This is a genomic window from Actinomycetospora sp. (genome assembly GCF_036497585.1).
GTDB lineage: Bacteria > Actinomycetota > Actinomycetes > Mycobacteriales > Pseudonocardiaceae > Actinomycetospora.
Genome location: NZ_DASXJD010000223.1, coordinates 39,246 through 52,972, shown reverse-complemented (window position 1 = coordinate 52,972; position 13,727 = coordinate 39,246). Strand labels below are relative to the sequence as shown.

The window sequence follows — 13,727 nt, the reverse complement described above, 5'->3', positions numbered from 1 at the left end:
ACACGATCCTCGAGGTGGACATAGAGTGCGGTCAGGAGGGCGTCACGGTCGTTCGTCACACAATGACCTTTGGCGCCCTCCGCCCACGTTCAGGTGAACGACACACCCCAAGATCTAATCGGACTCATTCATCTAGGGGCTCTCCGGCGGTGTGGACTCCTGCAGCAGCCGCGGTCGTTCCTGCAGCGGGAAGGCCTCGAAGGGCTGCGAGTTGTCGTGGGGCCGCGGCGGGTTCCAGCAGTAGCGGGCGTTCGGGGCCCCACCGTCCACGCGCAGACAGCTCCCGGTGACGTAGGCGGCGGCCGGGGACAGGAGATAGACGATGGCGGCCGACACCTCGGCGACGTTGCCGTAGCGCTGCAGCGGGATCGTCTTCGGGAAGTCCAGGACGACGTGCTGGGCCTCCGGCGGATAGGTGTCGAAGCCGCTGCTCTCGATCCCGCCCGGCGCCACGCAGTTCACGCGGACGCCGGCCGGCGCCCATTCGGAGGCCGCGCTCTCGGAGAGGGTCAGCATGCCCCCGCGGGCGGCCCCGGAGTGGGAGAAGTTCGGCCAGCCGTGCCAGATGTCGGCGATGACGTTCACGATGGCACCGCCGTGCTCGGCCATCCAGCGGTTGTACACCTCGCGCATCGTCATGAACCCACCGAACAGGTTCAGCCGCACGACCGCCTCGAACCCGTTGCTGCTGATGTCCGCCAGCGGCTTCGGGTACTGCCCGCCGGCGTTGTTGACCAGCGCGTCGATCCGCCCGTGCCGGTCGAGGACGCCGTCGATCAGCGCCGTGACCTCGTCCTCCACGCGGATGTCGCACCGGTGGACCGACACCGTCCCGCCGGCGTCCTCGATCTCCTTCTGCACGGTCGCGAGCTTGTCGACGTCGCGACCGGCGATCGCCACCGTCGCGCCCAGCTCGGCCAGCTCGTGGGCGGTGCAGCGGCCGAGGCCGCTCCCCCCGCCGGTCACGATCGCGACCTTTCCGTCGAACAGGCCCTGTCGGAAGATGGAGTCGTAGGTCAAGGACCCTCCTCGATGCGCCGGCTGCCGTCAGCCGGGTGATCCGGTCGGTCGTCGTTCTCGTCCGTCCACGTCGTCGGGTCCCGTGGTCGGCGCGTCAGGCGGCGTCGTACGTGCCCCGGTCCAGCCGGTATAGCTGACGGCGCTGCGAGAAGCCCTTGAACCGGCGTCTGGCCGTCGGGGTCCACTCGACGACGTCGCCGGCCGTCCGCCGACACGCGCTCCGGAGCTCGTGGTCCGCCAGGACCGTCCCGGGCCGGGCGACCGCCGTGATCCGGCTCGCGAGGTTGACCGGGGAGCCGAACCAGTCACCGCCGTGGGGGATCGCGGTCCCCCACGCCAGGCCGATGCGCAGAGCCGGCCCCGAGGACGTCCCGTGCCACACCCGGCTGAGGTCGAGGCACACGTCCACCAACGCGTCCGGGTCGGGGGAGACGAGCATGACCGCGTCCCCGATGGTCTTGCTGAGCCGCACCGGAGGCGTGAGCACCTCGTGGGTGCTGGCCGAGAGGAGCTCGGCCAGCTCGCACACCTCGGTGGCGCTGAGCTGCTCGCCGAGCGCGGTGAACCCCACGATGTCGGCGAAGCCGATGGCGACCGAGCGCACCCCCGGCCGGGGCGCGGCGGTGCCGGCGGCCGCGGCCACCACCTGCGAACCGATGCGCTCGGCGAGGCTCCGCGCCAGCAGGTGGGCGAGGTGCAGTCCGTCGCGCTGGGCGATGCGCCGGATCTCGACGGCGTAGTCCAGGACCTCGCCCGGGTCGGGTTCCTCGACGAGGAACCGGGAGCCCAGGACGTCGGCGATCGCGTCCGCCATCCCCGTCAGGCCGCGGCCCACGGCACGGGCCACCGGCAGGATCTCCTGCTCGGTGAGTCCGAGCCGGCGGTAGTCGTCCAGCCGGCGGGCCACGTCGAGGTCGTCGTCGCCGTAGATCCGGGCGCTTGGGTCGTCGGTCACCGGCCGCTCGAAGGCGCGGAACCACCGGGCGACATCGGCCACGTCGGCGGAGGTGTGCGCGGCGATGTCGACGAGGGTGTGCCGCGGCGGCTCGGGCTCGAGCGCCTGGCGCAGTGCCGCGGCCACGAGTCGGTGGTCGTCGAGGGCCGCCCGGAGCTCCGGGATCGTCATGCCGTCGGCGTGCAGCGCGGTCAGCAGCGCCGCCCGGCGCCGCCGACGGGCGCCCTCGAGGCCGTCGAGCAGGCCGGCGCGGGCGATCCGCGCCGCGGCCACCACCCGGCGCAGGCCGCGGGGCACCGGATGGGTCCACCCGGACCCGAGCCCCTGACGGCCGGGCGCGCTGGGGACGGTGGCCGGGAGCGGCTGCACGGCCACCTCGTCACCCGGGCCCGGCGGGCACCGCGACGCCCCCGGCCAGTTCGAGCATGGTCGCGCGGTCGGTCACCTTCACCCGCGGCCGACCGTCGCCGGTGCCGCGGTCGCGTTCGTGGGCGTCGATCGCCTCCCACCCGGCCTGGTCGACGAGATCGGGGCAGCGCGTGCGCAGCCACGCCCCGACCTCGTCGGCCGACGAGGCCGGACCCCGTGCACCGGATCCTTCCGCGAGGTCCTCGAGCAGGTGGCGGACGGTCTCGGCCGCGTCCTTGCGGTTCGTCCCGATGATCCCGCTGGGGCCCCGCTTGATCCAGCCCACGACGTACTCGCGCTCGCACCCGGCGACCCGGCCACCCTCGTGTGGGATCGTGCCGCCGGCCTCGTCGAACGGGACGTCGGGCAGCTGCGCCCCCCGGTACCCGACGGCGCGCAGCACCAGCCCGCACGGCACGGTCTCCCGCTCGCCGGTGTCGACGGCACGGATGCGGCCGTCCTCGCCCGGCTCGAGGCGGTTGACGCCGAGCACGATCTCCTCGACGCGCCCCTCACCGCGGATCTCCACCGGGGAGCGCAGGAACCGGAACTCCAGAACCCTGCGGCCGTCGCCCGTCGCGCCGTCGCCGGGCTCGGCCCAGCCCCGCAGGACGTCGAGGTTGCGCCGGGTGCTCTTGGGCTGGTCCGCGACGGCCGGATCGTCGGCCGCCGGGATCTGCTCGGGATCGACGATCCGGGTGAGACCGTCGATGTCGGCGAGCTCGCGCAGCTCGGACGTGGTGAAGGCCGCCTGCGCCGCGCCGCGCCGACCGCAGAGCACGACCTCGCGGACGGCGGACGCGGCCAGCCCGGCCAGCGCGTGGTCAGCGGTGTCGGTGGCGCGGAGGTCCTCGTCGGGGAGCAGCAGCATCCGGGCCACGTCGAGCGCGACGTTGCCGGCCCCGATGACCACGGCCCGGTCGGCGGACAGGTCGGGATCGAGGTCCGCGTGGTCGGGGTGGCCGTTGTACCAACCCACGAAGTCGACCGACGCGAGGCTGCCGGGGAGGTCCTCCCCCGGCAGCCCGAGCCGTCGCTCGGTCTGCGAGCCGACGGCGTAGAGCACCGCGTCGTACCGGTCGAGCAGCTCGTCACGGGTGACGTGCTCACCGAACTCGACGTGCCCGAAGAAGCGGAACCCGGGCCGGGCCGCCGTCTTCTCGTACTGCGCGCTCACCGACTTGATCTTGGGGTGGTCGGGCGCGACGCCGCTGCGCACCAACCCCCACGGCGTGGCGAGGCGGTCGACCATGTCGACCTCGATGCGGGGACCGCCCGGCTCCGCACCGGCGTCGAGCAGTGCCTCGGCGGCGTAGAAGCCCGACGGACCCGCCCCGATGATGACCACGCGGTACGGCGCGGGACCCGACGTCGACATGGCCGTTGATTCCTCTCGCGGACGACAGGACGAGGCAGGACCGGGCGGCGCCGGCCCTGCCCCGTCCCCTGGGGAGCGCAGCGGGGTGTCCCTGGTCAGTAGCGGATGACGCCGCGGATGTTCGTGCCCGCGTGCATGTCCTCGTAGCCCCGGTTGATGTCGTCGAGGGCGTACTCGGTGGTGATGAGCTCGTCGAGCTGGAGCTTCCCGGCGTGGTAGAGCCGCAGCATCTTCGGGATGTCGGACCGCGGGTTGCCCGAGCCGAACAGCGAGCCCTTGATCTTCTTCTCGTAGAGCGTGAGCTCGAGGATCGGCACCGGGATGCCGACGTTGGTCACGTTGCCCAGGGCCGTGACCACCACCGTGCCCTGCTTGCGCACGGACGCGAACGCCTCGGCGATGTGGTCACCGCTGATGACGCCGACGGTCACCACCGCCAGCGCCGCTCCCTGACCGTTGGTCAGGCTCTGGGCGATCTCGGTGGCCTCCTTCATCGAGGCCACGGCGTGGGTGGCCCCGAGGCGCTGGGCGCTCTCGCGCTTGAAGGCGACCGGGTCCACGGCGATGACGTTCTCGGCACCGGCGGTGGCCGCGGCCTGCACCGCCATCGCCCCGATGCCGCCGACGCCCATGATGACGACCGTGTCGCCCGGGGCGACCTCACCCGTCCTCACGACCGAGCCCCAGCCCGTGCCTGCGGCGCAGCCGAGGAGGCAAGCCTTCTCCAGCGGGGTGTCCTCGGGGACCTTGACGGCCGAGTCGACGGCGACCGTCGTGTACTCGCTGAAGGTCGAGATGCCGAGCGCCTGGCCGACGGGCGAACCGTCGTCGAGGTGCATCCGGAAGCTGTTCGGGTCGTCCCAGCGCGAGCCGACGAGGACCAGCGCGCCGAGGTCGCAGAGGTTCTGGTGGCCGGTGGAGCACCACTCGCAGTGGCCGCAGGCCGGCAGGAACGAGAAGATGACCTTGTCGCCGGGGGCGTAGCCGGCGGTGTTGGGGCCGACGGACTCCACGATGCCGGCGCCCTCGTGGCCGCCACAGACCGGGTAGACCGCGACGGGCAGGTCACCGGTCGCCATGTGGTCGTCGGAATGGCACATCCCCGACGCCACCATCTTGACGCGGATCTCGCCCTGGCGGGGATCATCGAGTTCGAGGTCGACGACCTCGAACTTGCCGGGAGCCTGGCGCAGGATCGCGCCGCGGGTCTTCACAGAAGGTCTCCTTCAGGAATCGTGTGGCGGGGTTTGCGTCCAATGGTCATACCATGGACGGCATCTTTCCCGGCCTCATCCGGTCGAAGGGGGTACATGGTTCTCCCCCGCGGGCGAGTCAGGACCGGGGCCATTCGGCGACGAGCTCGATGTCGACGCCGATGGCGCCCACCGCCTTGCTGCCACCCGGCTTTCCCAGGCTCGCGTCCCGGCCGGGCAGGGGCTCGAGGAAGAACCGGGAGTCGCCGGTCACGAACTTCTCCTGCTCGTCGTCGGCGTCACGGGCCTCGACGATGGCCTCGACCGGGCACACCGGCTCACAGGCCCCGCAGTCGATGCATTCGGCCGGATGGATGTAGAGCTTTCGACTGCCCTCGTAGATGCAGTCGACCGGACATTCCTCGATGCAGGACTTGTCCGTGTAGTCGATGCAGGCGTCGGTGATGACGTAGGACATACGTCTCCTCATCGTCGGCGGGACCCGGGATCACCGGGCCGCCGGGGGATCATGACTTCAATTCGGGGAATTCCTCGTCGCGGTACTCGCCCGCGGGCGTGGCGGCGGGGTCGGAACGCAGATCGTTCTCCCGATTCCGCAGCTCGACCCGACGGATCTTCCCGGAGATCGTCTTGGGCAGCTCGAAGAACTCCAGACGGCGGACCCGCTTGTAGCCCGGCAGGTTCTCCCGGGCGTGCCGCAGGATCTCCAGAGCGGTGTCGCGCGTCGGCTCCCAGCGACCCGAGAGCACGACGTAGGCCTTCGGCACCGCCAGCCGCAGCGGGTCGGGGGAGGGCACCACCGCCGCCTCGGCGACGGCGTCGTGCTCGAGCAGGACGCTCTCGAGCTCGAACGGGCTGATCCGGTAGTCGGAGGCCTTGAACACGTCGTCCGAGCGACCGATGTAGGTGATGTACCCGTCCTCGTCGCGGGAGGCCACGTCACCGGTGTGGTAGACGCCGTCGCGCATCACCTCGGCGTTGCGCTCCGCGTCGTCGGCGTAGCCGACCATCAGGCCCGTCGGACGCCGGTCCAGGTCGACGCAGATCTCGCCCTCGTCGCCGCGCTCCCCGGTGACCGGGTCGACCAGGACGATCGGGAAGCCCGGGAGCGGGCGGCCCATCGCGCCGTCCTTCACGGGCTGTCCCGGGGTGTTCGCGATCTGCACGGACGACTCGGTCTGGCCGAACCCGTCGCGGATCGTCAGGCCCCACGCCGCGCGGACCTGCTCGATGACCTCCGGGTTGAGCGGCTCGCCCGCGCCGACCAGCTCGCGCATCGGGACCGTGACCCGCGACAGGTCGGCCTGGATGAGCATCCGCCACACCGTCGGCGGCGCGCAGAAGGTGGTCACGCCCTTCTCCACCAGCACGTCGAGCATCCGGTCGGCGTCGAACTTCGTGTAGTTGTAGACGAAGATCGTCGCCTCGGCGCACCAGGGGGCGAACACGTTCGACCAGGCGTGCTTGGCCCAGCCGGGCGAGGCGACGTTGAGGTGCACGTCGCCGGGCTGCAGCCCGATCCAGTACATCGTCGAGAGGTGGCCCACCGGGTAGCTGACGTGGGTGTGCTCCACGAGCTTGGGCAGCGAGGTGGTGCCGGAGGTGAAGTAGAGCAGCAGCGTGTCCGACGCCCGGGTCACGCCGTCCGGCGTGAACTCCGCCGACTCGGCGTGGGCGGAGGTGTGGTCGAGCCACGGCTCGCGGACGCCCGGCCCGACGGCGATCCGCGTGTAGTCGCCCGGGACGTCGTCGAACTTGTCGACGTCGACGTCGCGGACGACCACGTGGCGCGCCCCGCCGCGCTCGACGCGATCACGCAGATCGGCCGGACCGAGCATCGGCGTCGACGGGATGATCACCGCGCCCAGCTTCATCGCCGCGAGGATGGTCTCCCACAGCTCGACCTGGTTGGCCAGCATCAGGACGATCCGGTCGCCGCGGGCCACACCCCGGGCCCGCAGCCAGTTGGCGACGCGGTTCGAGCGCACCCGCATCTCGGCGAAGGTGTACTTCGCCTCCGACCCGTCCTCCTCGACGATCCACAGCGCCGGGCGGTCCGCGGTCGCGGGATCGGTCCCGATCGCGTCCACGTGGTCGAGGGCCCAGTTGAACTCGTCGAGCTCGGGCCACGTGAAGTCGCGCAGCGCCGCGTCGTAGTCCGTCCGCCGCTCGAGCAGGACGTCCCGCGCCTCGCGGAACGCCTGCGCGGCCTTGCTGAGCTCAGGCACGACCGTTCTCACTTTCTCGGTTGCCGGCGCCGGTCGGGGCCGGCGCCGAGGGGTCAGTCGTTGCGGGCCGCGACGAGGTCGAGGGCGACGTCGGCGATCATGTCCTCCTGCCCGCCGACCAGGCCCCGGTTCCCGACCTCGACCAGCAGCTCGCGGGTGTCGAGCCCGTAGTGCGCGGCCGCGCGCTCGGCGTGGCGCAGGAAGCTGCCGTACACGCCGGCGTAGCCGAGCGTCAGCGTCTCCCGGTCGACGCGCACGGGCCGGTCCTGCATCGGACGCACGAGGTCGTCGGCGGCGTCCTGCAGCGCGAACAGGTCACAGCCGTGGTCCCAGCGCAGGCAGTCGGCGACCGCGATGAACGCCTCGATCGGGGTGTTGCCCGCCCCGGCGCCCTGGCCCGCCAGGGAGGCGTCGACGCGGACGACACCCTCCTCGACGGCCGTCACCGAATTGGCCACCGCGAGCGACAGGTTCTCGTGCGCGTGGATGCCGATCTCGGTCCCGGGGTCGAGCACGTCCCGGTACGCACGTACCCGGTCGCGCACGTCGCCTATGGTCAGCCGGCCGCCGGAGTCGGTGATGTAGACGCAGTGCGCGCCGTAGGACTCCATCAGCGAGGCCTGCTTCGCCAGGTCCGCCGCAGAGGTCATGTGGGACATCATCAGGAAGCCCGAGACGTCCATCCCCAGCTCGCGCGCGGTCTCGATGTGCTGCGCGGCGACGTCGGCCTCGGTGCAGTGCGTCGCCACGCGCACCGAGCGCACCCCGAGCTCGTGCGCGCGGCGGAGCTCGGCGATGGTGCCGATGCCGGGGAGCAGCAGCGTGGTGAGCACGGGTGAGTTCTCGGCCGCCTCGATGGCCTCGGCGGCAGCGCTGATCCACTCCCAGTCGGTGTTCGATCCGGGGCCATAGGTCAGCGACGCTCCGGCCAACCCGTCGCCGTGGGAGACCTCGATCGCGTCGACCCCGGCGGCCGCGAGGGCCGTGGTGATGCGGGCGACGGCGTCCGGGGCCAGGCGGTGCCGGATCGCGTGCATGCCGTCGCGCAGCGTGACGTCCTGGATGTAGAGGCGATCGGTCATCGGGCGTCTCCCGTCCCGGCCGCGGCGATCTCCTCGCCGACCCGCAGCGCCGCGGAGGTCATGATGTCGAGGTTCCCGGCGTAGGCGGGCAGGTAGTGCGCGGCGCCCTCGACCTCGAGGAACACCGACACCTGGTGGGTGGGCGGCGCGCTCCCCTCCGGCAGGAGGGTGTCCAGGGCGTCGTCGGGATCGACGGCCCGGATCTGCACGGCCTGCTTGAGCCGGTACCCGGGCACGTACTCGGCGACCTTCTTGGCCATCGCCTCGACGGAGGCGGCGACCTGGGCGGCGAAGGTCTCGTCGTCCATGCCGGCGGCGTCGACCAGGCACAGCACCGTGTCACGCATGATCAACGGGGGTTCGGCGGGGTTGAGGACGATGATCGCCTTGCCCCGGTCCGCCCCGCCGACGTGCTCGATCGCCGCCGCGGTGGTCTCGGTGAACTCGTCGATGTTGGCCCGGGTGCCGGGCCCGGCCGACTTCGACGCGATCGACGCGACGATCTCGCCGTAGGGGACGGGAGCGACCGAGGAGATCGCGGCGACCATCGGGATGGTCGCCTGCCCGCCGCACGTCACCATGTTGACGTCCGGGGCGTCCGCGTCCAGGAGGCTCTCGAGGTTCACCGGCGGAACGACGTAGGGCCCGATCGCCGCGGGCGTGAGGTCGACGAGCCGCTTGCCGTGCGGACGCAGGACCTCGGCGTTGGCCACGTGGGCCTTCGCCGAGGTCGCGTCGAACACGATCTCGATCTCGTCGAACCCGTCGAGCGACGTGAGGCCCTCCACGCCGGTGTCGACGGCCGCCACACCGAGGCGTCGGGCCCGTGCCAGCCCGTCGGAGGCCGGGTCGATCCCGACCAGCGCGACGACCTCCAGGGTCGTCGAGAGCCGCTTGATCTTGATCATCAGGTCGGTGCCGATGTTGCCCGACCCGATGATCGCCACCTTGGTGGTCATGTGTCCTCCCCACTGCTGAACGTGCAGGAGACCGAGCCCAGGCCGTGGAGATCCGCGCTCACCGTCGCCCCCGGCTCGACCGGCACCATCGGGCCGAGAGCGCCCGAGAGGACGATCTGCCCGGCCCGCAGCGGGTCACCGAGGCGGTGGGCCTCCAGCGCGAGCCAGAACAGCGCCGAGACCGGGTCACCGAGGCAGGCCTCTCCGGTCCCCGACGACGCCGGTTCGCCGTCCTTGGTCAGCGTCATCGTGATCCCGGGGAGATCGAGGGCGCCGAGGTCGTGGGTGGCGACGGAGTTCTCCCCGAGCACGTACAGCCCGGACGACGCGTTGTCGGCCACCGTGTCGCCGAAGGTGATGTCCCACCCCGCGATGCGCGAGTCGACGATCTCGAGGGCGGGCAGCACCCGGCGCACCGCCGCCCGGACACCGTCCGGGTCGGTGGGCCCGTCGAGATCGATCCCCAGCTCGAGCGCCACCTCGGCCTCGACCTTGGGCTGGAGCAGCCGGCCGGACGGGATCGTCTGACCGGAGGTGTAGGCCATGTCCTCGTAGAGGACACCGAAATCGGGCCGGTCGACCCCGAGCTGGCGCTGGACCACCTCGGCCGTCAGACCGATCTTGCGTCCGACGATCCGGCGCCCCGACGCGACGGCCTCGTCGCGCAGCACCTTCTGGACCGCGTACGCGGCGTCGATGTCGGTGCTCCCGACGAGGTCGCGGACCGGCGCGCACGGGACCCCGGTGCGCGCTGCGTCCGCGAGACGCTCCGCGGCCGCCCGGATCGCCTCCCGGCTCCCGATCGCCGGGGCCGTCATGCGGGGGCCCCGGTGGTCGCGCGCTCCTCGAAGATCGCGAAGCACTTGTTGGAGTTGAAGACGTCGGTGGGCACCAGAGTGGACCAGGTGAGGTCCATCCCCAGCTCGTCCATGGCGCCGAGGAGGCAGAACCAGTTCAGCATCTCGTGCTGGCCGGCGTCGACGATCTCCTGGCTGGTGGTCCGGCGCCACCGTTCCCGGTCCCCCGCGAGGAGCGCGTCGTAGAGCTCCAGGTCGGCCGGAGTGTCGGGACGGATGTGCCAGAGCTTGTCGGTGAGGAACGCGTGCGACCAGCTCGAGCTGGCGACGAACGCGTACCGGCGGCCGTCGCCACGCAGGGCGCGCGCCACGCCGCGGCCGAGCTCCATGCACCGGGCCGGTGTCGGGCCGATCGGGTCGAGCTGCTCGTCGCGGATCTCGGCGAACTTGGCGAGACCGCCGCGCCGGGCGATCGCGTGCTGGCCGTAGCAGTTCACCGTGATCGGGATGATCGGGTAGGGGAACTCGGTGCCCGCGTTGTCGTAGTCGAGGAACATCTGGGTGTTCGCGATGGCGTGCGGGAAGTGCGCGCCCTCGCGCTTGCGGTACGAGTACGCCATGTCGAAGCCGTCGGTGATGAGCCGGTCGGCCAGGTTGCGGCTCCAGTCGCGGTTGCCGTGCAGCGTGAACGTCATGTCGTCGGGCCGGCCCCAGGCGTTGGGGTTGCCGTACTCGTTCATCAACGAGAACGGGTGGACCTCGATGTCGTCGTAGGCCAGCACGCAGAACGGCGGGACGACCTCCTCGCGGAAGTTCTCGTACTGGTCGTCGCCCCAGACCACGAGCGCGTCGGGAGCGAACTCATCGAGCGCCTCACGGCACCGCGCGAGCTCCTTGACCAGCTCCGCGCGGTGCGCGGGCGCCGCCGAGCGGCCCTCGTCCTCACCCCATTCCCGGCGCATGCGCTCCGGCCAGTTCGCCGGGTCCTTCTCCGCCGCCGGGATGTCGGGATCCTTGAGGGTGCCGCGCAGGAGGATCGCCATCTTCTCGTCGAGGCCCCCGAGCAGCGGGAAATGCGTCAGCCCGAGACCGAGTACGTCTGCCATCGTTCACCTCTCCGGAACCTCATTGCATGCTGCTTCCGCCGTTGACCCCGAGCACCTGTCCGGTGACGAAGCGGGAGTCCTCCCGGGCCAGGTAGGCCACGGCGGCCGCGACCTCGTCCACCTCCGCCGGACGACCCATCGGGATCCACCGCACCGCGTCGTCGACCACGGTCGACAGGCGAGCCGGCACCGCGCCCGAGGCCAACGCCGCGTCGAGGGCATCGGTCCGGACGTAGGACGGGGCGACGACGTTCACCGTGATCCCGTCGCCGGCGAACTCCCGGGCGAGACCCGACGCCAGCGCGTGGACCCCGCCCTTGGCGGCGTTGTAGACCGCGTGGTCGGTCAGCCCGTTGCGGACCGACTCGGCGCCGATGTTGACGATCCGCCCGTACCCGCGGTCGCGCATCACCGGCAGGAACGCCAGGCAGCAGCGCAGGGTCGTCCACAGGTTGTTGGAGATCGTGGCCTGCAGGGTCTCCTCGGTGTGCTCGAGGGTCGGGCGGATGACCCCGCCACCGGCGTTGTTGACCAGGATGTCGACTACCCCGAACGCGCCGGCGGCGGAGGCCGTCAGGTCCTCGGCGACGCCCGGCTCGGCGAGGTCGCCGACGAAGCCCGCCGCCCGGGCCCCGGTCGCGGTCAGTGCCTCCACGGCCTCGTCGACCTCGGGCTTGTCGAGACCCGCGACCACCACGGCGGCGCCGTCGGCGGCGAGGCGCGAGCTGATCGCCCGACCGATGCCGGTGGCGCCGCCGGTGACGACGGCGACGCGACCGTCGAGGGGCCCGCTCACAGGATGATGGCCACGTCGTTGGCCGGCCGCAGGCTCGTCATGTCGAGCATGACCCGCTTGCCGCGGATGCGCAGCTCCCCGTCACGGTGCACCAGCCGGTACTCGTAGCTGCCGACGAAGGTCACGTCCTTGCCGTTGCGGGCCCGCCAGACCACGAAGTTCGCCCGGACCGGGATCTCGTCGCCCTCCGGTTCCCGGACCCGGACGTTGCTCACCAGATGACGGAGACGTGAGTGCGGGTACTCGCGGTGGGCCTTGCGGCTGTTGAGCCGCTCGACGCGCAGCCGCATCCGCAGCCGGTCGTCGTCGATGAGCACGAGGTCGGTGGCCGGGTTCCCGTCCGGGGTGTCGGTCGCCGGGACGACGTAGTGCGAGTCCTCGGTGTAGAGGGTCAACCACGTGTCGAGGTCCCACTCGTCGAGCAGCTCGGCCTCGTGGAAGAGCAGGTCCTCGACCTCGGCGCGGGTGACGGTGCGCGGCGGGGCGGTCATCGCATCGCCCCGAGGTCGTCGCGGTTCATGTCCTCACGCCAGCGCCGCCAGAACGCGCGCATCTGGGCCTCGTCGTTCGCCTCGGGCTCCCGCGTCATGCCGCGGGAGATGTCGTTCCACTCGACGCCACCGCTGGAGAACCCCTGCTGACAGGACTCCAGGGCCTCGATGTCGTCGGGGGTGGCGAAGCCGCCCGGGCCGAGGAAGGTCAGGAAGCTGTCGAGCCGGCGCTGCCGGACGTCGGGCTGCTCCTCGCGCGGTGCCATCTCCCAGGCGGAGATCTCCATGCGGTTCGGCGCCGTCGGCATGAACGTCCGGACCGTCAGCGCCATGATGTCGTTCACGACGAGGTTCGGGTAGATCAGCATGTTCCGGTTGAGGTCGGCCATGCGGTGCGCCCGCTCCTCGCCGAAACGCTCGACGAGGCTGTTTCGCAGACCCTCCACCGAGGGCTTGGCGTCCTCACCGAACAGCGGCTCCCACTTGGCCACCGGCCGGCCCCACGGCGCCTCGTACTCGAGGACGGCGTGGCCGTTCCCGAGGTCGTGGGCCGTGCCCTTCACCCCGACCGAGAGATCGGTGCCGAGCGCGACGAGGTACTTGAAGTACGTGTCGTGGGTGGAGACCGCGTGGTAGCCGTCGATCGAGTTCTCGACCAGCAGCTTCCAGTTGGCGTCCATCCCGTACTCGTTGGTCCCGCGGACGATCTCCATGTCGGTCGGCGCGGCGTCCAGGATCAGGTCGAGGTAGTCCTTGGCCCCGGCCAGGTACTCCTCGAGCCCGACCACGTCGGGGTCGTAGCAGCAGAAGACGAAGCCGCGGTAGGACTCGACTCGGGCGACCTGCTTGAGCCGGAGGGCGTCCCAGTCGAGGGTGCCGCCGTAGGCGTCGCGGTCGGGGACGCCCGAGAGCTTCCCCTCCGAGTCGAAGGTCCAGGCGTGGTAGAAGCACTGGAAGACCTTGGCGTTGCCCTGGTCCTGGCGGCACACGACCGCGCCCCGGTGGGTGCAGCTGTTGTGGAAGACGTTGATCTGCTTGCTCTTCGCGCCACGGACCATGAACAGCGGCCGGCCGCCGACCTTGCGGCGCACGTAGTCACCGGGCTCGGCGACCTCGGACTCGTGACCGACGTAGAGCCAGTTGTGGTCGAAGATCTTGCGCTGTTCGTCGGTCAGGATGTCCGGGGAGGTCATCGCGTCCCGGTGCACCCGGAACCGCTCCGGCTCCTCGGCCACCAGCCGCGATCCCGTCCCGGTGATCAGGCTGTCCGGAGGGTCGTTCAGCAGTGTCATG

The 13,727-nt window shown here is 71.3% G+C and carries 13 protein-coding genes; all 13 read right to left on the bottom strand.

What is annotated here, in order from left to right; all coding sequences use genetic code 11:
* Positions 1-132: 132 nt before the first annotated feature.
* The 13 genes from VGH76_RS23130 to VGH76_RS23070 all read right to left on the bottom strand — a co-directional run bounded on the left by VGH76_RS23130 (position 133) and on the right by VGH76_RS23070 (position 13,726).
* On the bottom strand, positions 133-1,020 hold the full coding sequence (locus tag VGH76_RS23130; RefSeq protein WP_331559086.1) for an SDR family oxidoreductase: 888 nt from the start codon (positions 1,018-1,020) through the stop codon (positions 133-135).
* A 94-nt stretch (positions 1,021-1,114) separates the two neighbouring features.
* Positions 1,115-2,344 carry an adenylate/guanylate cyclase domain-containing protein gene (locus VGH76_RS23125; protein ID WP_331559085.1) on the bottom strand — a complete coding sequence of 410 codons (1,230 nt, stop codon included), beginning with the start codon at positions 2,342-2,344 and terminating at the stop codon, positions 1,115-1,117.
* A gap of 10 nt (positions 2,345-2,354) precedes the next feature.
* Entirely contained in the window at positions 2,355-3,761 is a 1,407-nt protein-coding gene (locus VGH76_RS23120; protein ID WP_331559084.1) for an FAD-dependent oxidoreductase, read from the bottom strand.
* A 95-nt stretch (positions 3,762-3,856) separates the two neighbouring features.
* Positions 3,857-4,975, bottom strand: coding sequence for an NDMA-dependent alcohol dehydrogenase (locus VGH76_RS23115; protein ID WP_331559083.1), 1,119 nt, complete (start codon positions 4,973-4,975; stop codon positions 3,857-3,859).
* 118 nt (positions 4,976-5,093) lie between these two features.
* Positions 5,094-5,432: a ferredoxin gene (gene fdxA, locus VGH76_RS23110; protein ID WP_331559082.1), complete on the bottom strand. Its 339-nt coding sequence runs from the start codon at positions 5,430-5,432 to the stop codon at positions 5,094-5,096.
* A 49-nt stretch (positions 5,433-5,481) separates the two neighbouring features.
* Positions 5,482-7,203 carry an AMP-binding protein gene (locus VGH76_RS23105; protein WP_331559081.1) on the bottom strand — a complete coding sequence of 574 codons (1,722 nt, stop codon included), beginning with the start codon at positions 7,201-7,203 and terminating at the stop codon, positions 5,482-5,484.
* 53 nt (positions 7,204-7,256) lie between these two features.
* Positions 7,257-8,285, bottom strand: coding sequence for a 4-hydroxy-2-oxovalerate aldolase (gene dmpG / locus VGH76_RS23100; RefSeq protein WP_331559080.1), 1,029 nt, complete (start codon positions 8,283-8,285; stop codon positions 7,257-7,259).
* Complete coding sequence (locus tag VGH76_RS23095) at positions 8,282-9,244, bottom strand: acetaldehyde dehydrogenase (acetylating) (protein WP_331559079.1); 963 nt, start codon at positions 9,242-9,244, stop codon at positions 8,282-8,284. Before VGH76_RS23095 ends, dmpG begins: the two co-directional genes overlap by 4 nt.
* Positions 9,241-10,062 (bottom strand): 2-keto-4-pentenoate hydratase, encoded by an 822-nt coding sequence (locus tag VGH76_RS23090; RefSeq protein ID WP_331559078.1) that lies wholly within the window; start codon positions 10,060-10,062, stop codon positions 9,241-9,243. The genes VGH76_RS23095 and VGH76_RS23090 overlap by 4 nt, the downstream gene beginning before the upstream one ends.
* Complete coding sequence (locus tag VGH76_RS23085) at positions 10,059-11,147, bottom strand: extradiol ring-cleavage dioxygenase (RefSeq protein ID WP_331559077.1); 1,089 nt, start codon at positions 11,145-11,147, stop codon at positions 10,059-10,061. Before VGH76_RS23085 ends, VGH76_RS23090 begins: the two co-directional genes overlap by 4 nt.
* A gap of 19 nt (positions 11,148-11,166) precedes the next feature.
* Entirely contained in the window at positions 11,167-11,943 is a 777-nt protein-coding gene (locus VGH76_RS23080) for an SDR family NAD(P)-dependent oxidoreductase (protein WP_331559076.1), read from the bottom strand.
* A complete protein-coding gene (locus VGH76_RS23075; protein ID WP_331559075.1) occupies positions 11,940-12,434 on the bottom strand; it encodes an aromatic-ring-hydroxylating dioxygenase subunit beta in 495 nt (164 codons plus the stop codon). The genes VGH76_RS23080 and VGH76_RS23075 overlap by 4 nt, the downstream gene beginning before the upstream one ends.
* Positions 12,431-13,726 (bottom strand): aromatic ring-hydroxylating dioxygenase subunit alpha, encoded by a 1,296-nt coding sequence (locus VGH76_RS23070; protein ID WP_331559074.1) that lies wholly within the window; start codon positions 13,724-13,726, stop codon positions 12,431-12,433. The genes VGH76_RS23075 and VGH76_RS23070 overlap by 4 nt, the downstream gene beginning before the upstream one ends.
* Position 13,727 lies beyond the last annotated feature (1 nt).